Consider the following 22433-nt stretch of genomic DNA (forward strand, 5'->3'; position numbering starts at 1 on the left):
AGTCATGGATAAGCGAGCTTCCATCCTGATTATCTCATTTATTATCGGACTTATATTCTTTGATGCTGCACAACAGAAATACTACTTAGACACATTTGACCTTAATGAAACCGGTTCTGTTTCTTTTGTTACTCTTCTCAGCAACCATTTGATCAGATGGGCATTATGGGCGATAGTTAATGTTCCGATCGGGTTGCTTCTTTGGAAAAAGACATTTCAAAAAGGTAATTTGACTAATAAAAGATGGACGGGTATTGGCCTTACTATTTTCGTCTCTATTTTAATCTCACTTTGCCTTGTAAGCTTACATTCGCTATTCTCTCAAAGTCTTGGATTAACTGATTTCTTTTCCTTCTATGAATTTTTTCTATTTCAGAAAGGGTTGACCTTCTTCATGGCTTCTACCTTGATGGTACTTTGGCTTTATAATCATTCTAAGGTTAAAACAATTAGCAACCAGAGTATTGAAATCAAGAACCTTAAAAGAAAAACGAGTGACCTGCAACAAGCAATAAGCCAGGAAGAAACTCCGCATTTAAATGTGAAAACGGGATATAAACTAAAACCCGTTCCTCTAGAAGAGATTATTTGGATCCAGTCAGACGATTATTGTGTGAAAATTCATACAGAAAGAAATTCTTTCACCCTAAGGCAGAGTCTAAAAACCCTGGAGGAAAAACTAGGTCCTTACCGATTCATACGCATCCATCGCTCTGCATTACTAAACCTGGATTATTTGGATCAGGTGAACTTTGAAACCGCAAAAGTCAGGCTGTTAAATGAGACAGAAATTCCCATTTCTAAAACAGGTGTTAAGTCCCTTAAACTCCGAATAAAGGATGTATCAGGCTGATTCGCTGCAAACTATAAGTCATTTACTGCATTGCATAAGGTTTTCTGATTGCAACTGAGTTTAGTTTACAAAAATGCTAAACTCATGAAAACACTCTCACTTATCATCCTTGTATTAATAACAAATTCGCTTACTGCTCAATATGAATATGAGCCTTCAGAAGATTATCCATTTGGAAGATTAAATCCTGAAGCCCCTAAGCAGACTGCTGATTTTGAACCGTTGATCGGTTTATGTAAATGCAAATCCGTGGCACGTGTAGATCAAAACAACTGGGCAGATACTGTGATGATGAATTGGACTTTCAAGTACATCATGAACGGGCTGGCTGTACAAGACGAAACATTGAAAGAAGATGGTGCCCATTCGGGCAGTATCCGGCAATACAATGCTGATAGTGCTAGCTGGTACGTTCATTACTACTCATCAAGCGTAGCTACACCTACCTTATCAAGCTGGGAAGGGGATAAAAATGAAAATGGGGATATTATCCTATACAGAGAACAAAAAGCTCCCAATGGAATGGATGGGTTTTACCGGCTTACCTTTTCAAACATTTCCAACAATGGGTTTAACTGGATTGGTGAGTGGGTGAATACTACCGAGACTTTTTCGTATCCAACCTGGAAGATTTACTGCACACGTCAGGAGTAAGATATCGTGATTCTTTACAAGAAGTCTCGATTAAGACACACCTAAATCAAAAAAAATCAGCACCTTACTCTTCCTAATTGACCTGAAATCGATTGATATGAAGAGGATAAAAATCGGTGACATGGTGGAAAGTGATTATGGCAAAGGGCGTGTCATTGCTGATACAAAGGAGTGGATAATCCATGACGACTCAGCAAATAATAATGAAACAGAGTTTGCCTTATTGAAGTCCGATGACTACTATAAACTGGTAGAAGAATTGGAGCTTCAAACTTCCTGATGTCGCTATTCGGAAAGTAATGATTCGATTATTTCATTGAATCGCCTATCAAATGCCTGGTAATATTCACCTGTTGCCGGGCCATTGAAATAACTATGCACATGACGAACGTATCCATGTTTATCCAGGATTATAAGTGTAGGAAATGCTTCTATTCGTTGCATGAATGGAAATGGCATGGCTGCACCTGTTTTACTTAGTCTACCACCCAGTACCAGATCATAGGGAATGTCGTTCATTTCCCGATACTGACCCAATCGCTCCAATCCATACTCTTGGGAATAGTTTGCCTCAAAAGAGGACCCAAGTATGGCTACCGCCTTATCCTTGTTCTTATTGTACCAGTTCACTAAATATTTGGTCTGATCGTGACTATTGGGACACCACGTACCAAATAACTGGATTATTAAAACTTTACCTTCATATTCAGTAGGATCTATGGCATCTTTTCCCTGACCCGCCCCAAGTAAATCATAATACGGTTTTTGTGAGCCCGCTTCCACCTGCACCATTTCAAATGGATCAGTCAATTGCGCATTTTCATCATACACCGCGTTCCATTCTTCCGAGTACCCATCTCCATAGATCATTTGACCTTGCCATCCAGATTCGCTTTTTTTACCATAGAATGCAAAAGCATGTGCACCATCAAAGCAGGTAAGCTTCATCGAGTCTCCATCCAAAATACCTTCAAAATAACGATAGTCACTTACCTGAGTCATTATCGTCCCTGTCACCACATTTCCTTTTTGCTTAAAAAGCCCCACTCCTTTTGACATATCGGAAGATTCTGGCGAAAAGGTAATTTTCCACCTCTCTTCTATTGGAGCTGTGGGACGTACGCTTCTCTTTGTCATCCGTGACTTTCCATACGCTGCTGTAAATGGCATTCGCTGATTGCGGTAGTATTTTACATATACACCAGTCAAGTTCATAGCGAAATACTTCGCCCTGATCTCAACATCAAACGGGTCAAGAGGGATGAAAATGCTATCGCCTTCAATGATAGCATTTTGGACCACTCTCCGCTCCTTACCATTTACGAACGTAATTTCCGGGACTTCTCCCAACGGGTAACCAATCTCCATGGTAAACGGTACTCGGGCTCCAGAGTAGTGTACAATTCCTTGCCATTGCCCGGGTTTTATGATCTGAGCAGAGGTATGAAAAGTAAAAAAAGCAAGTAAAGTGACAAGTATGGACTTCATGGGATCAATTTAGAAAGTTCTACGCTATTGGATGAAATAAGGTATATTTATTCTATTGACCAACCTAAATTAAATCATGACAAATCAAAAACCCCCTACCTGGTTTTGGGTAGTAAGCATTTTAGCATTCGTATGGAATCTTCTGGGTGTAGGTGCCTACCTAAGTCAGGCATATGCGTCTGATGATGTGATTGCACAGATGGAGCAAGCCATGCAAGACTTGATTAATCAAACTCCGGCGTGGGTTACAGCAGCATTTGCAGTTGCAGTATGGGGAGGAGCTTTAGGCTGCTTGCTTTTATTACTCAGAAAGAAACTGGCACAAACAGTACTTATTATTTCAGTGGCAGGTATTGTCGTACAGATGTTCTACAATGTAGTTATGAGTAACTCCATGGAAGTGTATGGACCAGGTGGCATAGTCATGCCGATCATGACCCTGGCGATAGGTATTGCATTGGTATTCCTCGCTAAAAAAGGAACGGCCGCAGGCTGGCTCAGCTAAAAATAAATTTACTAATCCCCCTTTTCAGGGGGATTTTTATTTCTACGGATTAATGCATCTTTGCCTTCAATGACATTTAAAGAATTCAACCTCGACGATCAACTCATCGAAGCGATCGATCACATGGGTTTCTCTGAGGCCACCCCTATTCAGGAGGAAGCCATTCCTGCCATCTTAGAAGGAAAAGACCTGATTGCGTGTGCCCAAACAGGGACAGGTAAAACTGCAGCTTTTGTAATACCAACACTCAACTACCTGGCTCAAAATCCCAGTGAAGATGTAAAAGTGCTCGTGGTGGTGCCTACCCGGGAACTGGCTATTCAAATCGACCAGCAATTTGAGGGCTTCTCGTATTACCTTCCTGTTCACTCGATCGCGATCTATGGCGGTGGTGATGGTTCCGATTTTACACAACAAAAGAAAGCACTTACCCAGGGAAGTAACGTGGTTGTGGCCACACCGGGAAAGCTTATCTCACATCTGAACCTGGGATATGTAAAATTTGATCAGGTTACCCACCTTATCCTGGATGAAGCCGATCGCATGCTGGACATGAACTTCTATGATGACATCAAGAAGATCATCACGTTCTTACCAAACCTGAATCAAACCTCTATGTTTAGCGCCACGATGGCTCCTAAAATTGAGAAGCTTGCGAGAGAGGTCTTAAAGGATCCCAAAAAGATTGAGTTGGCCTTAGCAAAGCCTGCTGAAAATATAAGCCAGGAGGTATACAAGGTTGAAGAGGGTTACAAAAGCGAACTAATCAGTAAACTCATTGGTCGCTATGATGCATTCGAGAGCATCCTAATATTCTCTTCGACCAAGAAGAAAGTCTCAGAGATTGTGCAAAGCCTGAAGAAAGCCGGTCTCGAGGCAAAAGGAATCTCTTCCATGCTGGACCAGGATGAGCGTGAGCGAATCCTATTGAAATTCAGAGCTAAGAAACTACGTATTCTGGTCGCTACAGACGTCCTATCCAGAGGTATAGATATCAAGGACATCAACCTGGTGGTTAATTACGACGTTCCCAACGATGCAGCTGATTATGTCCATCGGATTGGACGAACAGCACGAGCAAAAACCAGTGGGGTAGCGATTACACTTGTGAGCAAAGATGACAACTACAAAATGAAGCGCATCGAAAAGCTGATTGAGCGGGAGCTTGAAAAAGTGGACTATCCGATGCGGAGAAGGTAAATCCTTCTAGGAAAAAAATCCAAAGCGAAGGTGTCATACTGAGCTTGTCGAAGTATCTGTGCGTTTGTATATAAGGAATCGTATATGAAGATCCTTCACTTTGTTCAGGATGACATACTAATATTGATCCCCCTTCTCTTTGCTCAGGATGACATTCAAGTAATGTATTCCCCCTTACCAAAGAGGGTTAGGGGGTTGTCTCGCCCTCGTTGGTTTTGTCACCAACGAGCCTTTGCTAAGAAGAATTGTTGGTCACAAGACCAAAAAAAAGTCAATCTAAGCGCAGGTGTCATACTGAGTTTATCGAAGTATCTGTGCGTTTGTATATAAGAAATCGTATATGAAGATCCTTCACTTTGTTCAGGATGACATACTAATATTGATCCCCTTCCCTTGCTCAGGATGACATTCTAGTAATGTATTCCCCCTTACCAAAGGGGGTTAGGGGGTTGTCTCGCCCTCGTCGGTTGTCACCTACGTGCCTTTGCTAAGAAGAATTGTTGGTCACAAGACCAAAAAAAAGTCAATCTAAGCGAAGGTGTCATACTGAGCTTGTCGAAGTATCTGTGCGTTTGTATATAAGGAATCGTATATGAAGATCCTTCACTTTGTTCAGGATGACATTCAAGTAATGTATTCCCCCTTACCAAAGAGGGTTAGGGGGTTGTCTCGCCCTCGTTGGTTTTGTCACCAACGAGCCTTTGCTAAGAAGAATTGTTGGTCACAAGACCAAAAAAAAGTCAATCTAAGCGCAGGTGTCATACTGAGTTTATCGAAGTATCTGTGCGTTTGTATATAAGAAATCGTATATGAAGATCCTTCACTTTGTTCAGGATGACATACTAATATTGATCCCCTTCCCTTGCTCAGGATGACATTCTAGTAATGTATTCCCCCTTACCAAAGGGGGTTAGGGGGTTGTCTCGCCCTCGTCGGTTGTCACCTACGTGCCTTTGCTAAGAAGAATTGTTGGTCACAAGACCAAAAAAAAGTCAATCTAAGCGAAGGTGTCATACTGAGTTTATCGAAGTATCTGTGCGTTTGTATATAAGGAATCGTATATGAAGATCCTTCACTTTGTTCAGGATGACATACTAATATTGATCCCCCTTCTCTTTGCTCAGGATGACATTCTAGTAATGTATTCCCCTTACCAAAGGGGGTTAGGGGGTTGTCTCGCCCTCGTTGGTTGTCATCAACGAGTCTTTAATAATAGTTTTCACAAGACCAGCAATGGCGTAAGAAAAACACTCCAAAGCGAAGGTGTCATACTGAGCTTGTCGAAGTATCTGTGCGTTTGTATATAAGAAATCGTATATGAAGATCCTTCACTTTGTTCAGGATGACATACTAATATTGATCCCCTTCCCTTGCTCAGGATCACATACTGGTAATGTTCCTACTAACAACAATAAAATGAAGCGCATTGAAAAGCTAATAGAGCGAGGGCTTAAAAAAGTGGACTATCCAATGCGGAGAAGGTAGGAGATAGGTCCTTCGTTCACTGAACGCTACACTTTATCCTTCATATCATACCATTCGTTCATTGGAAGCAACATTGCTTTTAATAATCAACGAGAATAAATATGTTTGTAATGGTTTCCCTTATTTGAAACAAGGGATGATTATCCTAAACTAGCAACTACTACTGAGAAGTAGATAGCTAACGGATAACCTAACCTGTCATTTTTATTCACCAAACCACCAAACTCACCATTTTTCTAAAATCCATTTATTTATGAAACTCAGACAACTCATCTTCACAGGTGCTGTAGCACTTAGCCTATGTTCTTTTGCTCAGTGGCAAACGACAGGATCGAATATTTACTTTAATAGTGGAAATGTTGGAATAGGTAGTTCATCACCAGATGCGAGACTTACTGTTGCAACTAGTTCAAGTCTGATAAGCAGATTTATATCCACTCAAAATGGTGGAATCAGCGGTCTGCGATTGCAAGGAAAAAGCAACGATGGCTCTGATGTAAGGTATTTTGATATTGCCTTTGATCCGGAAACCTACAGTTATGGATTTGGTGCTGGATCATACTCGAGTGCACTTCCAATTAGCTCCGGTTTGCAGAAAGCCGATATCGTAGTAAATGCAGGAGGTAATGTCGGAATCGGCACTACAAACCCTTCCTTCAATCTGACAGTTGGATCTAACCTAAATAATCCTTATCAATCAAATCCCAATATTGCGGGTATGGGGATTATGTCACATGGTTCTGGTACTGCGCAAGGTAATTTGTACTTACATAGAGATGATGTTACCATTTCTGCAAATAATATTTTAGGGTCTTTATTATTCACCGGTGCGGATGGCGGAGAACAAGTGGGGGCTGAAATAAGGGGTGTCTCAGCTGGAAATTGGTCTACCGGGCAATCTGCGACAGATTTATCTTTTTTTACTACTACTTCAGGATCATCAACACCAACAGAGAAAATGACCATAAAGGATAATGGAAGCGTTGGTATTGGCACAAGCTCTCCTACCCACAAACTAGAAGTAAACGGCACCATTCGTACCAAAGAAGTAAAAGTAGAAGCTACCAACTGGCCGGACTATGTCTTCGAACCAGACTATGACCTCCGCTCCCTCGAAGAAACTGCCGCCTATATCAAATCAAACAAACACCTGCCTGAGGTTCCTTCCGCGAAAGAAATGGAAGCCAATGGCGTCCAGCTTGGAGAAATGAATATGCTGCTGCTGAAGAAGATTGAAGAGCTGACGCTTTATGTGATTGAGCAGAAGAAAGAAAATGAAAAACAAAATGAGACGATTGCAAAACAGCAAGCAATAATTGATTCATTAATAAAGGAATGAAAATGCGAAACTTACTAAGTCTAATACTGGCATCTAGTTCTTTTTTAGCTTATTCCCAGTCTACTCATTTGGAGCGAAGTAGCCCTCAAGCTGCCGCAGCTCAACTTTTCTTTTTTGATAGATCGTCTAGTGGTACGACAGACAGAAACTGGAAAATTGCCACACTACCTACGAGTACGAACTCTACGGGTGACAAAATCATGATTGAATTATTTGGAGGCAGCCATGGGTCCTCCAGCACATTTCAGCAAATAATCCACATGGGAAATAGAGGTGTGTTTTATGGCAACCTCCATACTACTTATGGACAACCTTATGCGTCGGTAAGAGTCAGAGCCTATCAGCAAACTGATGGAAGTGTAGATGTTTATTTATCCATTCTCTCCAATGGTTGGAAGGGAGCAAGTGTTAGAGTATATGAAGGATCAGCCATCGTATCTTCTAGACCCACCATTTATGAAAATCCAGCAAACGTAGGAGCAAATCCAACTGGAACACTTGTCTTTGACTCGAGTACGGAAACTCCAGGATTGATGGTAGCCAATAATGGCAATATCGGGATAGCTAACACTTCTCCAGACTCAAAGCTTAGCGTAGGAACTGAAACAACTAATTCACCGTCAACTATTGCCCAGTTGGGGATGTCAGTTCCCAATGCAGAGGCAAGAGTTCTTTCTTTAGTTAATTCTGGAGGAGGTTCTGATCAATCTACCTCTTTAGATTTTCATAATAAATCCAACTGGTCCCCTACCGGTAAAATTCAATTGCAGCAACTTGGTACAAGCACGGCATCTAAGCTTCACTTTTACACCTACTATAATGGATTAAAAAAGAGAATGACCCTGGATCATTCCGGGTATTTGGGAATTAATACCTCAACACCTGATATGCATCTTACTGTCAATGGAAATATAAACGTTGGTGGAAGCGCAAATGGTCAAATAAAGACGAGACACGTGAATGGCAAAAGTCACACCAGCACTAGTTATGGTGACTTGTATCTCCAATATCACACTACACATCCTGTAAGAGTAGGCACTACTGCTAATCCAGCCCCACTCTACGCATATGGCAATGTTGGAATAGGCACAACTTCCATTCCATCCGGTTACAAACTAGCTGTGGACGGAAAAGCCATTATGGAGGAAGTTAAAGTAGAATTATCAGATACCTGGCCAGACTATGTCTTCGAACCTGACTATGACCTCCGCTCCCTCGAAGAAACTGCCGCCTACATCAAATCCAACAAACACCTACCCGAGGTTCCTTCTGCCAAAGAAATGGAAGTCAATGGCATCCAACTGGGAGAAATGAATATGCTGCTGCTGAAGAAGATTGAGGAGTTGACTTTATATCAGATTGAAATGATGAATCTAATAAAGGCTCAGCAAGAGGAAATTGAAAAACTCAAAAGATTTACCAATCATGATTAAATCACTATTATCATTTATATCCATTTTTCCAATATTCTTCTTGAGTGCTCAGAACTCTGAAGATATTGGTTATGCTAGGCCATTGGGAAGCTCACCGTATGGTCTTAATATTAATACGCCCACCAATGCTTCTGGTTCTGGTTTAGATGGATCTACGAATACGAACATCCAAATTGCTACACGAGCGTGGAGTGGTTCTCATGCTATCTTGTTTAATTCTTATGCAAGCCAAAGCATGGTTAGTGGAAGTTTATTGACTTTCGGCAATACAAAGTTTGCTAATAATGTAGGAAACTATTCATCAGGGGCAGGTGCTATAATGTTTTTCGGAAATGGTGGGACTATGGACTTTCACATTTCTCAGACTTCAACTGGATCAGGTACCGATATCGCTTGGGGAACTCCAAAGATGCGGATTAAAAGAGATGGTAAAGTTGGAATAGGAACAACTTCTCCAACCCATCAACTTTCTGTTGGCGCCAGCAATAGTTCAATTGCTTCTTGGGCAAGTACTTTAGTGAATAATGGTATTGCAGTTGCAAGCAATGGCAATGGTTCAGCAACATATCTGTATAATCAAAGTGAAACAGGAATTCACGGACTTAATGCCTACAATTACGGAACTGGAGTTTACATACCTGTTTACATAGGTTGGGGAGGAAACAAAGTTTTAATTGCAAAGGATGGAGGGAATGTAGGAATTGGTACCACCACTCCCGTGAAAAAGCTTGATGTGAATGGAGATGCAAGAATTGGAAACCTCACCTCACGCAAATATCTTAAAATATCATCTTCAGAATGGCCAGAAGTTCGCTTTGAAACTCCTTCAAGTAACGAGCAAATCAGAATTGGAGTAGCTCATGCTGATAACTCTACTTATAACATTAGTGAGGGAGACTTTTATATTTATACACAAACGGCTAGCAAAATGCCCTTAGTTGTTCAACGGGATAGTGATGTAATACTGAATTCCAATTCTGGCAATGTTGGCATAGGCACCACCAACCCAGACGAAAAACTCACCGTAAAAGGTACCGTTCACGCGCGAGAAGTAAAAGTGGACCTTTCAGTTCCTGGTCCTGACTATGTATTCGAACCAGGCTATGACCTCCGCTCCCTCGAAGAAACTGCCGCCTACATCAAATCCAACAAACACCTACCCGAGGTTCCTTCTGCCAAAGAAATGGAAGCCAATGGCGTCCAGCTCGGAGAAATGAATATGCTGCTGCTAAAGAAGATTGAGGAGTTGACATTGTATGTAATTGAGCTTAAAGAGGAGAATGAGAAACAACAACAAGAAATTAACAGATTAAAAGAAGACTAAATGAGACAACTTTTCATATCCATCTTGCTTTTGCAATTAGGTATTGTGTATGGCCAAAACGTGGTATATACCTACAATGGAGATTTCAATGAGGAATCGACCAGCTTTGGTTTACGAATCACTCATTCTACTTCCGAGTTAGGTCACACACATCATGGTGACTATTTGATCAATCTAAGCTCAAGACAAGGAAGCGAGCTTTATCATTTAAGAATAAACTCTGAATACAACATTCCATATAGTTTTCATCTAGAGCGACTTTCAGGACAGGTTTGGAGTAATGACAATGTGGTTGTCTCCAACACTAAAACAAACTTTAACCTTGAGATAAGATTTCATGGACCCCAAAACGATTGGCATAAAATAACCGTGCATGAGCTTGTTTCTCCTAGAGGAAGTGCTCCTACATTTGCAAAAATTGACCCTTCTCAATTCCAATCTGGAACAAAAATCAGCTCACACTTTGAGGGAATAGGATTATCAAGCCCACAAGCCATGCTTCATGTAAAATCCGACATGATTGATGAATCAAGTACGAGTAATTCAGATGCTAATCTGCTGATAGAAGCGAAAGGCACTAGAGATGTTAATAAAGGAGCAGTATTAGGTTTTGAGCTACCTGCTAATACCGATGGCTCAAATCCATGGCAACATGGCCGAATAATGGTATTACCTGATAACCCAAATTCTGGAAGGGCGGACGGCAAAATGTTACTACAAGCCAGGTACTATACCGGAACTTCATGGGATTGGCAAAATAATCTGGCATTAGCATCAAACGGAAATGTCGGTATTGGAACAATCTCACCAAATGAAAAGCTATGGATAGAAAACGGCAATATTGCCATTGATAATGTAGATGGAAAAGGGTTAATCCTTTATCAACAAGATGCTAGAAGATTTGGAAAAGTTTTACTGGAAAAAGGCTCAGGTACGGGATCCGGAACAAAAAATACACTGCTAATTGAAGCAGGGAATACTTATGGACCCCAATATGGTCAAAGGGTGCTTTTCAGAACCGGAGCGAGTGATAGAATGGTGATTGAGCATGATGGCAATGTTGGCATAGGCACCACCAACCCAGACGAAAAACTTACCGTAAAAGGTACCGTTCACGCGCAAGAAGTAAAAGTGGACCTTTCAGTTCCTGGTCCAGACTATGTATTCGAACCCACCTATGACCTCCGCTCCCTCGAAGAAACTGCCGCCTACATCAAATCCAACAAACACCTACCCGAGGTTCCTTCTGCCAAAGAAATGGAAGCCAATGGCGTCCAGCTCGGAGAAATGAATATGCTGCTGCTAAAGAAGATTGAGGAGTTGACGCTTTATGTAATTGAGTTGAAAGATGAAATTGAGAAACTTAAACAAGAAAATGATGATTCGAGTAATTAAAACATGGATCCTAATTCTGTGTAATTCTTTAATTTTTGCACAAGCACCCGCAGGAAGTAACCAACAAATTCAGTTCAACGAGAACGGTTCTTTTGGAGCGAGTTCGATGCTGAGATGGGACGGAACTAATGTTAGATTAGGGGATTTAGGTGGAAATTCGGCTAAAATAAGGTTTGAATCTGAAGCGGGTGATCGATCTTATATCTTTTCTGAAAACTGGGGAACAAACAAAAATCGATTGGTTATAGAGACTCAAAACGATGGTGATGATGACTATACGGTTTTTAGAAATATGCATTACAATAATGGTAATAAAGATGTCTTTGAAATTCACCGAAGTTGGACAATGGCCAACTCCCATTTTTATGTTATGAATGGAAATGTTGGAATTGGTACAGATACTCCGTCCAACATTCAAGGTTGGGGCAAAGTTTTAGATGTAAGAGGAAGTGGTCATTCGAAAATCCTTACTTCAACTTCTGGTGCAGCATATCTTACTGGCATTTATTCACATTCAAGTTGGTATGGAGGTGGAGGGTTCATAGGAACTGAAAGTAACCATAACCTGCACCTTATCTCAAATTACAAACCGAGGATGTCAATTTTAACAAATGGTTATGTTGGCATAGGCACAACTAGCCCTACAGAAAAATTAGAAGTAGTAGGAAATATAAAAGCAGACAGAATGGTGAAAATCGATGGCCATGGATCAGTTGCTTCCTTACAAATCATGGATAATTCAAATTCAAATACCGTTAATGTACTATTCAGAGGTGATGGTGGTAAATCATACATCAAAAGTGGAAAGCTAGGCATAGGCACAACCAACCCCACTGAAGAACTAGAAGTAGCAGGAACAATCTATTCAAGAGAAGTCAAAGTAGAAGTGGCTGCCGGAACTGGGCCAGACTATGTATTCGAACCAGACTATGACCTCCGCTCCCTCGAAGAAACTGCCGCCTACATCAAGTCCAACAAGCACCTCCCGGAAATTCCATCTGCCAAAGAAATGGAAGCTAATGGTATCCAATTGGGAGAAATGAATATGCTGCTGCTGAAGAAGATTGAGGAGTTGACGTTGCATACCATAGAACAGCAGAAGCTAATTGAAGCTCAAAATACCATGCTAAGCCAACAAAATAAAAGAATTGAAAAACTTGAAATGAATCAGCAATGAATCTTACTACCAAGAAAATGAAATCAAAAAAAAATAGTATTGTTACAATTTTGGGGGCATTGATTTTCAATGCATTCATAATTGCAGGTTTAATTAGCCCGATGTTTGTATTCGGTCAACTAGAATTAACCGAATATGATGAAAATACAATTCCAGTTCCTCCAGAAGAGGCTTCATTAGGAAGATATGCCCATAGCCCAGTAAGTCTAGCTAAAGGTGAGCTTAATCTTCAAATTCCAATACATACAATTAAGGGTAGGGATCTGTACCTTCCAATTTCACTATCGTACCGACAAGGAGTAAAAATTCATGATCCCTCAGAGTATACAGGGCACGGTTGGACCTTATTCGCTGGAGGTGTGATAACGAGAAAGGTCAATCATAGGGTAGACCCACATCCGAGGTTTGATTGGGTAGGAGGACAGGCCTATTCTGACCAAGATTTCAATAATATTTATACTGGTGTGCTTGATGCGGCCTTCGATGTATTCAACTATAATTTTAATGGTTTTTCAGGTCAGTTTGTGCTTGATGATGATCTGGTTACACCCTATTTTATTAGAACTCAAAGAGACTGGAAAATAACCATATCGGAAACTGAAATAAGGGTTATAACAGAAAATGGTACCGAATATATTTTTTCTGATACACGTAGAGAAGATATTGATTATGCCTTTCCGGAAGGTTCGACTGAACTCGCAACGGTAGCATGGTATTTATCTGAGATTATCTCACCAAGAGTCAATGAAAGGCTTGAGATCACATACACTGATAATAATTTTACCTATAAACGAGCAAAAAATAATTCATTGTTAGTACTTCCATGGACTCAATCAACTTTTAAACTTAATGACCCAAATGATAATGATTATCAGACTTTTCTAGCCAAGAGAGTGAGCGAGGTAAAATTGATAAGTAATGAGGTTGATGTTAGTAAAGTTACGTTTGAAGCCAATATCTTAAGACAGGACACTTATAATGGAGCACCTAATTCTTACGCGTTGAGCAAAATATCAATATTTGACAACCCTCAAAGTGCTACTCCCTCAAAATACTTTGATTTTGATATTGAGAACGATGCAAATGACCAGAGAATTTTTTTAAAATCGATACAGGAATTTTCCGGTGATGGGTCTGAGTCAAAACCTCCGTACGTTTTTGACTATAAAAACGAAGATAACTTACCAAATAGAACTACTTATAAGGCTGATCATTGGGGGTATTACAGTGGTCAGCATGGCGGGGAATTTCCTTTTTCATCAACATTTCCATGGCTGGACAACCCCACGAGAGAACCTCAAGGTAATACCGCAAGCTATGGTTCCTTGGATAAAGTAACATTCCCTACAGGTGGATACCAGTTATTCAATTATGAGCTAAATGAGTATAATAATACCGATTGGGATTATCAAGAGGAGACGTTGGAATTATTCTGGGATGATACTTATGGCTGGGTTAACAACTTTGGAATACCAAAAAATATATTATCGAAGAATTTCACTATCGGTGACGAGCAATATGTAAAACTCAACTTTGAGATGTTACTAAAAAAATTCTCTGGCGTTGACTTGAATGAGCTAATGGATGAAATATTGGATTATAAGATTTCTATTAGAGATGATCAAGGAAATGATGTGTTCTATGCAATTTTCGAGGGAACGCCTGGTGATGACTATGTAATAAAGAAGGTTTACGCAGAAGAACATGTTAATCCATATAATGGGAACAAAAGCTTTAGCGGATTCATTGGCAGACTTGGATGGGGTGTGGATACAGGATATGATAATGTTCAGAATGGTATTTATGATTCTTACGATTATGATCAACAGTACATTGGTGGACATATTGATCGGAACATAATACTGGTCTTGGAACCAGGAAACTATACAGCTGAAATTACAACGAGTACAATCGATAATAAAATGGATCAGCCAAAGATTAAACTTCATTTTGAGTATCACAATGGGAATATGGTAGATCACTTCGTTCCGGCAGGGGGTATTCGTTTGGCTTCTCAAATCATCGTTGATCCGGATGGTGAGGAACAATTAATTGAATATCGATATCAATTAAGTGATAGTTGGGGAAACTTAACCTCAACGAGCAGTGGGAGCATAACAATGGAGCCAGTAATACCATTGTATAATCCTTATCATTTCGGTGGTCTTAGAACCAACAGTTTTGCAGATAGATACAGACTAACATCCCTTACAAAGCATATTGAGAACTCTTGGGTATATTATTCTGAAGTAAGGGAAGATCACCTATCGAATGGATTTAAAGTGCACAAATTTTACGAAGGAAACTACGATAATTATGAAATTTTATCTCGCCACATAGATGATTATAGCCCTGATCAATTGGCCTATCAGCATCAAGATCCGCAAATTCTCTGGGTACAAGGTTGGCCAAACAATCATTCCATTATAAACCACGGATACAATCATGAGCCTTTGTCAGTTGGGTATTATGAGATAATAAATGGTAACTCTAGAAAAATAAAAGAAGAAATTTTTGATTATGAACTAATTCAGCGCTCAAATATGACAAAGGGTTATCTGGTTGCTGAATACTATGGGGGAGGCTATCAAACCTCATATCCTTATCAATTGACCAGAGTTGACGATGCTTATACTGTATTGAATAGTGAGGAAACCCACTCTATTTATTATGGGACGTTTGGCACAGAGGTAATAACGTCAACAATTGATTATGAATATAATAATCCTACTTACAATTTGCCAACTAGAGTAATTACCACAAATAGCGATGAAGAAAAAATAGTAAAAAGAACAAAGTTTCCACAGGATTATTTGAATAGCACAAGTGCAGGAACTGGCTCATCAATAAGTATGCAGTCGTTAAAAGATCAGAACATTTTTGCTCCAATAGAAGAACAAATTTGGAAAGGAAACGATACGGATGGATATAAGCTCATCGATGGTACACTATCCATTTATGATGAGGTTTCTTCATCGGGACCCTCGAATAATCTATATAAACCTATCGAGGTTTTGAGGCTAGAAGTGGGTGACATAGAAAATTATAATGTCACTCTTCCAGATTTTAATACTCACTCAGGGTTTGATGAAACCAACTGGTTAAATGGTAACCCATATTATAATTACAATGCAAGTGTTTCTCTTGACTACTATCATAGTGGAAACCTTAAGGAGATTAGCAGAAAAGATGGAGTAAACGTAGTATATGTTTGGGGCTACAACAAACAATACCCGATTGCCAAAATTGAAAACTTCAAAGTGTCAGAAATAACGTCATCAGTACAGAGCTGGATTAACACAGCAATAACGGCATCTAATAATGATGATTCATCGCAAGATGAAGATGCTTTGAGATCTGCACTTTCAAGCTTAAGAAACACAACTGCTTTGAATAATGCAATGGTGACTACCTACACTTATGATCCATTAATTGGGATCACAAGTATCACAGATCCAAATGGATACACCACTTATTATGAGTATGATGAGTTAAATCGGCTCATTAAGACTAAAGATGATGATACCAATCTATTTAGACAATACAAATACAACTACGGAAACTAATAAATCAGCCACAACATGAGAAATAGCGTCACACTTATTTTCACTTTATTTACTCTGGTTGTATTTAGCCAGACATCCACAAAAAATTATATTAAAACGATTGATGCCCGACAAGAGCTTCCTGGAAACTTGGATTATTCAGTCAGCAACTCTTCAAATCATACAAAGCAGAACATCCAATATTATGATGGACTTGGTCGACCTCTACAGTCTATAGTTCGGTGGGGTTCTCCTGATTCAAGAGATTTACTAACTCTTATTGAGTACGATGTATTTGGGAGACAGACAATAAGTTATTTGCCTTATGAAACCACTTTCTCTAACGGTAACTTCATCAATACTTCCACAGCAAAAGAAGGAGTTAGAGATTACTATAACTCCAGATTTACAACTAATGATGGAAATAATGCTTTTTTAGAAACTCGCTTCGAAGCTTCTCCCTTAAACAGGGTTGTTGAGGAATCTTCTCCGGGATATGACTGGAGAATAGGTAGCGGCAATACCGTATCTACTTACTATATGACAAATGATGCAAGCGAGGTAAAAAAGTATGAATATTCAGATTTGCAGGTTAGTGCTTCTACTAATTACGCTACTGGGGAGTTATTTAGGACGGTTGTAACCGATGAAGATGGTAATCAGATAGCCTCAATTGTTGATAAGCTTGGAAGAACCATTAAGAAGGAATCCTTTACAGGAAGCGAGTGGGCAGAAACATATTATATATATGATGAAAGTCAGCGATTGAGAGTGGTCTTGCCTCCACAAGCTAATGTGGACATCAAAGATTACTATGAAGGATTAGTAGTAGATGGATTTGATGTTAAAGGTTCACATAGTACTGTGCCTTCAGGCAGCAATCAAACCCCTTCCTGGGCATACACATTAGAATCTAGCATTACGATAAGCGATAACACAACTTTAAAACCTGGGACTCACATCAAACCGATTGAGATATTAACTCCTGAGTTTCTTGACATCTGGGCCTTCCAGTATGATTATGACGATCGAAATCGAATGATTTCCAAGCAAGTACCCGGAGCTGATCCAGTATACATGGTCTACGATCAGTGGGACCGATTGGTTCTTACACAAGACGGAAATCAACGAGCTAGCAATGAATGGTTCTTTACCAAGTACGATGGATTGAATCGTCCGGTATTGACTGGTAAAAAAATAATACCAGGCTCACTACAGAGTGTGAGAGATGCCGTGAAGGCATCAGGCACCCGTGCAGAATCATATGGAAGTGGTCCACTGGAAGGATACACTAACAACACGTATCCATCCTCTGCAACAGCAAGTGATCTGCTAACGGTCACCTATTACGACAACCACACTTTTGTTGGTGCCTCCGATTTAGCAGGAACTACTTTTCAGCCGGTATACGTGGCTGCACCACCATGGCACATAGAGCCCATTGAAAATCCAAATGTAAAAGGCCAGGTTACAGGTACACTGACACGAGCGGAAGGAACAGACTTTATCACTTCCATTACCTATTATGATGACAAATACCGACCTATTCAGATGGTAGCTGAAAACCACCTGGGAGGAACAGATCGCATAAGCAATCAGTATGACTTTGTAGGAAACATTCGAAAGACCCAAACAGCCCATAGTGATGGGAGCACAACTACCACAATAAAGCGGCGGTTTACCTACGACCACATGGATCGATTGGTTGACACTTACCATCAAATCGATAGCGAGACAGAGGTACTCCTTGCCCATAATGATTATGATAATATCGGTCAGCTGGTGCAGAAAGACCTGCATGAGGGAGAACAGCTGGTGGACTATGATTATAACATCCGTGGATGGTTGACCAGTATCAATGAATCCAACCTTTCATCTCCAGGAGATCCAGTCTCAGACCTATTCGGTATGGAGCTTTACTACAATACTAGCTCGGGACTGAGTGGTCATGAAAACAGATACAATGGCAACATCTCAGCTATGCGATGGAGTAATTACGACATAAATGCGGAAAGCATTAGCGGACGTGCATATGAATTTGATTATGATGGGCTAAATCGACTGACAGACGCAAATCATATTCATAATACCAATACAGGCACCTCTGAATATGACGTTACCATTCCAGACTATGATTTGAACGGTAACATTAAAAACCTAACTCGTAAAGGGAAGAATGGATCAAACATAGACAACCTAACATATACTTATGATGGCAATCAACTCTTGAAAGTAACTGACGCTCACGGTTCAGAAGGATTTGACAATGGTAGCTCAGGAACCGGAAATGACTACACGTACGATGAAAACGGCAATATGATTTCAGATGCCAACAAAGGCATCACGAACATTGACTACAACCACCTAAATCTCCCTACGGCTGTCACCCTGAGCACCGTCGAAGGGTCAGGCCGTATTGAGTATTTGTACGACGCTGCGGGCATCAAACTTCAGCAGAAAGTCTACGAAGGAGGTAGCCTGACTAAGACTACCGACTATGTTGGAGAGTTTATTTATGAAACCGAAGGTTCAGGAATTAGAGAACTGCAGCTGATCCAACACGAAGAAGGCCGTCTAACTCCCCTCCCTGGAGGGGCTGGGGGTGGGTTCGACTACCAATACCACCTCAAAGACCATTTAGGAAATGTACGACTTACATTCAGCACAACACCGGAAAATTATACACGCACCGCAACATTCGAAGATGCAAACCTTACCACCGAAAGTGTAGAGTTCGGTAATTTAGACACACCAAACCGGGTAGATCATCCGGCTGTGTCTAATACCGGCAAAGCTGCCAGGATAAATAATGCCAGCCCTGCAGGACCCTTTGCAGTTATTAGCATAAACAAAGGAGACACCCTGAATTTAAGTGCAAAAGGATACTATGCAGGAGGTTCCGGATATAGTAGCGCGATTAATCCTGCAACGTTTGAAACAGCTTTAGGAGATGCATTCAAAACCTCTCAGACACTCGTAGAGGGAGGAGTGTTACCAACCCAAATTGAAAGTGGTGTTGCAGCTGCGATAGCTGCAATAGGAGTAGGTGGCAGTAATAGTGATAATGTGCCTGGAGCTTATTTGAATTATTTGTACTTTGACACGGAGATGAATTTAATTTATTATGATAACAATTTGCCGGGAGCTGGCTTTGCTCAAATATCCTCTGCAGCGAGTTTCAATGAAGAAACAATAGAAATAAATAACATAATTGCACATCAAGAGGGGTATATCATTGCTTATTTAAGTAACGAAAGCAACTCTTCCAATTATGTATATTTCGATGACTTCACTGTAACACACAAGAAGACCAACATTGTTTCGACGCAGGATTACTATCCATTTGGGTTGACGTTTAATGAAAGTGTGAGGGTGGCGAGTAAGGAGCAGAGGTTTAAGTATAATGGGAAGGAGTTGCAGGAAGAGACTGGATGGATTCACTATGGTGTGAGATACTATGATCCAGAGATAAGTAGATGGATGAGTCCTGATCCATTATCAGATATGTTCTATAACACATCTCCGTATGTGTATTCTCATAATAATCCTTTGAAATTTGTTGATCCTGATGGAGCAGCACCAACAAGTTCAACTGGAGATTGTTGTAAAGACGGAAGTGGAAATGTTGCAGATGATCAAGTGGTTGCAACTCTTTATTTACAATTCGTTGCTGCTAGGAAAAACTTAGCAAGCACAATTGCTGGATTTATTCAAAGTGGTTCATACAACCCTTATATAGTAAGAAAGGAGTATTCTGTTGGTGTGGACGGTAATGGCCAACCATTTCTTAATGAAAGTCAGCCTTATCTAGCATCTAAAAGCTCGGCTGGCTTTTATGCTGCTATAGATGCTGCTTCATTATATCCTGGAGGCGGAGGAGTTCCAGGTTTTATGGCCAAAAATGGAATGGGACCTACTATAGGTAAGTTGAGTAAGGATTTAATTAAGAAATATTCTGGAAGTTTAGTCCAAGTTAATAAAGCTGATGATGCAGCTGATGCTTTAGCTGAGAAGTTGGGTGGAAAATCAAGAATGAAATTTGATTCTGACCCTCTATCAAGAGAGTTTGATGCTGTTAGTGATGAATTTATAGGTCAAACTAAAAGTTCTACTTCATTGGGTAAAGCTTTTAGAGATCAAGCTAAGGCTACCTTTGAGGCAGCTGCATCCACTGGTAGAAAGGTTTATTATGAGTTTACTGGTGGAGCTCCTTCTGAGGATGTGATTAAAAAGTTAATGGAGTATTCAGAGAGATATAATACCAGTATTAAAATTGATATTGTAAATTGATGTTCAATCAAAGAAGAGTTTAAAATGGTTGAATTTCATGGATGGTTCTCTATTCAGGAAAGTGTTGACGGAGAGAATGAAGAAAATATAAGCAGCATTGTTGATGAGCTTGATCAAGCAGTAGCTAGCCTGGGGTCAGGCTCTAGTCTGATTGATATTAGACCAGTAAATGGCAAATATTATCTTCATTTAGGAGGAAGTACTAATCACCGTAGTGAGGATGTAAGGGAAGTGCAGGGATTGGTAAATCTGGTTTCTTCTCTTGCAAAGGGTTCCTATGGAATATTATATCTACGTGATGATGAAGATTCTGAGGGTAGAGATAATGAATTTCAAATTATTAAGATGGCAAGGGGTCAAATCTACGAAGAGAAGGATGTCTGGCTCTCTCCATGCAATCCAACAATAGAAGAATAAATAACAATAACATCTACACAACCCACCTTCTTGATCGTTGGTGGGTTTTTTTTGGTTTTTTCGGGGGTGGGGGTTATTCCCTAACTAAGCGTAGTTTATAAAAATAGGATCACTAGGCATAGCCTAACTAAGCGTAGTTTCCGCCCTCGTTGGTGTTGTCACCGACGAGCATACTTTCTTCCGCTCTCGTTGGTGTTGTCACCGACGAGCATACTTTCTTTTGCCAGCAAGAGACTTGAAAGTAACACCTTATAATCCTACTTCGGATAATCCTTTTTCTGCATTTTTGACATTGTTTAAAACAACACCTGAATAGATTATAATGTATTATATATATATACTATTTAATTATTTAGATGCTCTATTGCCTGTGGAGAAGGTAAAAACAAGTGCGGATGGGGTACAAATGGATAGATTTAGTTTGGGACTGAAATTATTCAATGTTCTTATTTCACTTAGTGTTTACTATGCAGTAATGAAATTTATTCAATTTGTAGCTTCCGCCCTCGTTGGTGTTGTCACCGACGAGCATACTTTCTGAAGTTGAGCTTTCGAACATACCATATTGTTGGTCACGACCAACAAAGGCGTGGAGCCTCCCGGTGATTAAATAAAAGCTCTATAATCCGTAAGAAAGGAGAAGGTTTTGCACACCCTCAGAGTCACTTAAGGTCCGGATAATGGTGAGGGAAAGGACTCTGAGGAACAATCGGGTAGGTTTGTATATTTGATCATGCCTACACATCGAATACATGAAGAGAAAAAGACCTTCTATTTCACCACATTTACCTGTTACAAATGGCTTCCTTTGCTAGAAAAGGCCGAGATTCATACGCATCTACCGGATTGGATAAATCAATTATCAAGCCGTGGACTCATTACTTGTGGTTATGTAATGATGCCTAATCATTTACATCTGCTTGTATATGTTAAGAAGGATTGCAAAGGACTTAATAGTGTGCTTGGGGAGGGCAAGCGATTTATGGCTTATGAAATCATTTCCAGACTGAAGGACAAAAATGAAAAATCGATTTTGGCACAACTGGCAGAAGGTGTTCAGGTAAATGAACGTTCAAAAGGGAAGAAGCATCAGGTATTTCGATTGTCCTTTGATGCGAAAGCAGTTGTCGGGGATGAAAGCATCAACAAAGTGCTGGACTATATGCATCATAACCCCGTGAGTGGCAAGTGGAATCTAGTCAGAGATTACACAAAGTATGCTTATTCAAGTGCCGGGTTTTATGAGAGAGGTGAGAAAGGAATAATTAAAGTTGTAGACTTTCGAACAGTGAGCTCAGAGTCCTCTACGAGTGACTCTGAGGGGTAGG

General features: G+C 40.2%; 16 protein-coding genes. 15 read left to right on the plus strand and 1 reads right to left on the minus strand.

The window, feature by feature from the left end; translation table 11 throughout:
- The first annotated feature begins 4 nt into the window (after positions 1-4).
- The 3 genes from ACO05G_RS11400 to ACO05G_RS11410 all read left to right on the plus strand — a co-directional run bounded on the left by ACO05G_RS11400 (position 5) and on the right by ACO05G_RS11410 (position 1787).
- The gene (locus ACO05G_RS11400; RefSeq protein ID WP_421762893.1) at positions 5-853 is read left to right on the plus strand and encodes a LytR/AlgR family response regulator transcription factor; all 849 of its coding nucleotides are present in this window, start codon (positions 5-7) and stop codon (positions 851-853) included.
- An 84-nt stretch (positions 854-937) separates the two neighbouring features.
- Complete coding sequence (locus tag ACO05G_RS11405; RefSeq protein ID WP_421762894.1) at positions 938-1507, plus strand: hypothetical protein; 570 nt, start codon at positions 938-940, stop codon at positions 1505-1507.
- Positions 1508-1604: 97 nt separating this feature from the next.
- The gene (locus ACO05G_RS11410; protein WP_421762895.1) at positions 1605-1787 is read left to right on the plus strand and encodes a hypothetical protein; all 183 of its coding nucleotides are present in this window, start codon (positions 1605-1607) and stop codon (positions 1785-1787) included.
- A gap of 5 nt (positions 1788-1792) precedes the next feature.
- On the opposite strand, the gene ACO05G_RS11415 is transcribed toward ACO05G_RS11410, so the two are convergent.
- Positions 1793-2995: a TlpA disulfide reductase family protein gene (locus ACO05G_RS11415; RefSeq protein ID WP_421762896.1), complete on the minus strand. Its 1203-nt coding sequence runs from the start codon at positions 2993-2995 to the stop codon at positions 1793-1795.
- Positions 2996-3071: 76 nt separating this feature from the next.
- On the opposite strand from ACO05G_RS11415, the gene ACO05G_RS11420 reads away from it, so the two are divergent.
- From ACO05G_RS11420 to ACO05G_RS11475, 12 genes are all read left to right on the plus strand, one after another.
- The gene (locus tag ACO05G_RS11420) at positions 3072-3500 is read left to right on the plus strand and encodes a hypothetical protein (RefSeq protein WP_421762897.1); all 429 of its coding nucleotides are present in this window, start codon (positions 3072-3074) and stop codon (positions 3498-3500) included.
- A 69-nt stretch (positions 3501-3569) separates the two neighbouring features.
- Positions 3570-4700 carry a DEAD/DEAH box helicase gene (locus tag ACO05G_RS11425; protein ID WP_421762898.1) on the plus strand — a complete coding sequence of 377 codons (1131 nt, stop codon included), beginning with the start codon at positions 3570-3572 and terminating at the stop codon, positions 4698-4700.
- A gap of 1738 nt (positions 4701-6438) precedes the next feature.
- The gene (locus ACO05G_RS11430) at positions 6439-7524 is read left to right on the plus strand and encodes a hypothetical protein (RefSeq protein WP_421762899.1); all 1086 of its coding nucleotides are present in this window, start codon (positions 6439-6441) and stop codon (positions 7522-7524) included.
- 2 nt (positions 7525-7526) lie between these two features.
- Positions 7527-8957: a hypothetical protein gene (locus tag ACO05G_RS11435; protein ID WP_421762900.1), complete on the plus strand. Its 1431-nt coding sequence runs from the start codon at positions 7527-7529 to the stop codon at positions 8955-8957.
- Positions 8950-10281 carry a hypothetical protein gene (locus ACO05G_RS11440; RefSeq protein ID WP_421762901.1) on the plus strand — a complete coding sequence of 444 codons (1332 nt, stop codon included), beginning with the start codon at positions 8950-8952 and terminating at the stop codon, positions 10279-10281. Before ACO05G_RS11435 ends, ACO05G_RS11440 begins: the two co-directional genes overlap by 8 nt.
- Positions 10282-11676 (plus strand): hypothetical protein, encoded by a 1395-nt coding sequence (locus ACO05G_RS11445; RefSeq protein WP_421762902.1) that lies wholly within the window; start codon positions 10282-10284, stop codon positions 11674-11676.
- Complete coding sequence (locus ACO05G_RS11450; RefSeq protein ID WP_421762903.1) at positions 11657-12853, plus strand: hypothetical protein; 1197 nt, start codon at positions 11657-11659, stop codon at positions 12851-12853. Before ACO05G_RS11445 ends, ACO05G_RS11450 begins: the two co-directional genes overlap by 20 nt.
- 17 nt (positions 12854-12870) lie before the next feature.
- Complete coding sequence (locus tag ACO05G_RS11455) at positions 12871-16419, plus strand: hypothetical protein (protein ID WP_421762904.1); 3549 nt, start codon at positions 12871-12873, stop codon at positions 16417-16419.
- A 15-nt stretch (positions 16420-16434) separates the two neighbouring features.
- The gene (locus ACO05G_RS11460) at positions 16435-20688 is read left to right on the plus strand and encodes a DUF6443 domain-containing protein (protein ID WP_421762905.1); all 4254 of its coding nucleotides are present in this window, start codon (positions 16435-16437) and stop codon (positions 20686-20688) included.
- A 24-nt stretch (positions 20689-20712) separates the two neighbouring features.
- Complete coding sequence (locus tag ACO05G_RS11465; protein ID WP_421762906.1) at positions 20713-21105, plus strand: Imm7 family immunity protein; 393 nt, start codon at positions 20713-20715, stop codon at positions 21103-21105.
- 322 nt (positions 21106-21427) lie between these two features.
- Entirely contained in the window at positions 21428-21646 is a 219-nt protein-coding gene (locus ACO05G_RS11470; protein WP_421762907.1) for a hypothetical protein, read from the plus strand.
- A 192-nt stretch (positions 21647-21838) separates the two neighbouring features.
- The gene (locus tag ACO05G_RS11475) at positions 21839-22432 is read left to right on the plus strand and encodes a hypothetical protein (RefSeq protein WP_421762908.1); all 594 of its coding nucleotides are present in this window, start codon (positions 21839-21841) and stop codon (positions 22430-22432) included.
- Position 22433: the final 1 nt, after the last annotated feature.

This window comes from Ekhidna sp., assembly GCF_965227465.1.
Lineage (GTDB): Bacteria > Bacteroidota > Bacteroidia > Cytophagales > Cyclobacteriaceae > Ekhidna.

Excerpts from the sequence above, each read along its gene's own strand:
- ACO05G_RS11400 (WP_421762893.1), top strand. The coding sequence starts at position 5 with ATGGATAAGCGAGCTTCCATCCTGATTATCTCATTTATTATCGGACTT.
- ACO05G_RS11430 (WP_421762899.1), top strand. The coding sequence starts at position 6,439 with ATGAAACTCAGACAACTCATCTTCACAGGTGCTGTAGCACTTAGCCTA.
- ACO05G_RS11440 (WP_421762901.1), top strand. The coding sequence starts at position 8,950 with ATGATTAAATCACTATTATCATTTATATCCATTTTTCCAATATTCTTC.
- ACO05G_RS11455 (WP_421762904.1), top strand. The coding sequence starts at position 12,871 with ATGAAATCAAAAAAAAATAGTATTGTTACAATTTTGGGGGCATTGATT.
- ACO05G_RS11465 (WP_421762906.1), top strand. The coding sequence starts at position 20,713 with ATGGTTGAATTTCATGGATGGTTCTCTATTCAGGAAAGTGTTGACGGA.
- ACO05G_RS11435 (WP_421762900.1), top strand. The coding sequence starts at position 7,527 with ATGCGAAACTTACTAAGTCTAATACTGGCATCTAGTTCTTTTTTAGCT.
- ACO05G_RS11415 (WP_421762896.1), bottom strand. The coding sequence starts at position 2,995 with ATGAAGTCCATACTTGTCACTTTACTTGCTTTTTTTACTTTTCATACC.
- ACO05G_RS11410 (WP_421762895.1), top strand. The coding sequence starts at position 1,605 with ATGAAGAGGATAAAAATCGGTGACATGGTGGAAAGTGATTATGGCAAA.
- ACO05G_RS11425 (WP_421762898.1), top strand. The coding sequence starts at position 3,570 with ATGACATTTAAAGAATTCAACCTCGACGATCAACTCATCGAAGCGATC.
- ACO05G_RS11460 (WP_421762905.1), top strand. The coding sequence starts at position 16,435 with ATGAGAAATAGCGTCACACTTATTTTCACTTTATTTACTCTGGTTGTA.
- ACO05G_RS11420 (WP_421762897.1), top strand. The coding sequence starts at position 3,072 with ATGACAAATCAAAAACCCCCTACCTGGTTTTGGGTAGTAAGCATTTTA.
- ACO05G_RS11445 (WP_421762902.1), top strand. The coding sequence starts at position 10,282 with ATGAGACAACTTTTCATATCCATCTTGCTTTTGCAATTAGGTATTGTG.
- ACO05G_RS11450 (WP_421762903.1), top strand. The coding sequence starts at position 11,657 with ATGATGATTCGAGTAATTAAAACATGGATCCTAATTCTGTGTAATTCT.
- ACO05G_RS11470 (WP_421762907.1), top strand. The coding sequence starts at position 21,428 with ATGTATTATATATATATACTATTTAATTATTTAGATGCTCTATTGCCT.
- ACO05G_RS11475 (WP_421762908.1), top strand. The coding sequence starts at position 21,839 with ATGCCTACACATCGAATACATGAAGAGAAAAAGACCTTCTATTTCACC.
- ACO05G_RS11405 (WP_421762894.1), top strand. The coding sequence starts at position 938 with ATGAAAACACTCTCACTTATCATCCTTGTATTAATAACAAATTCGCTT.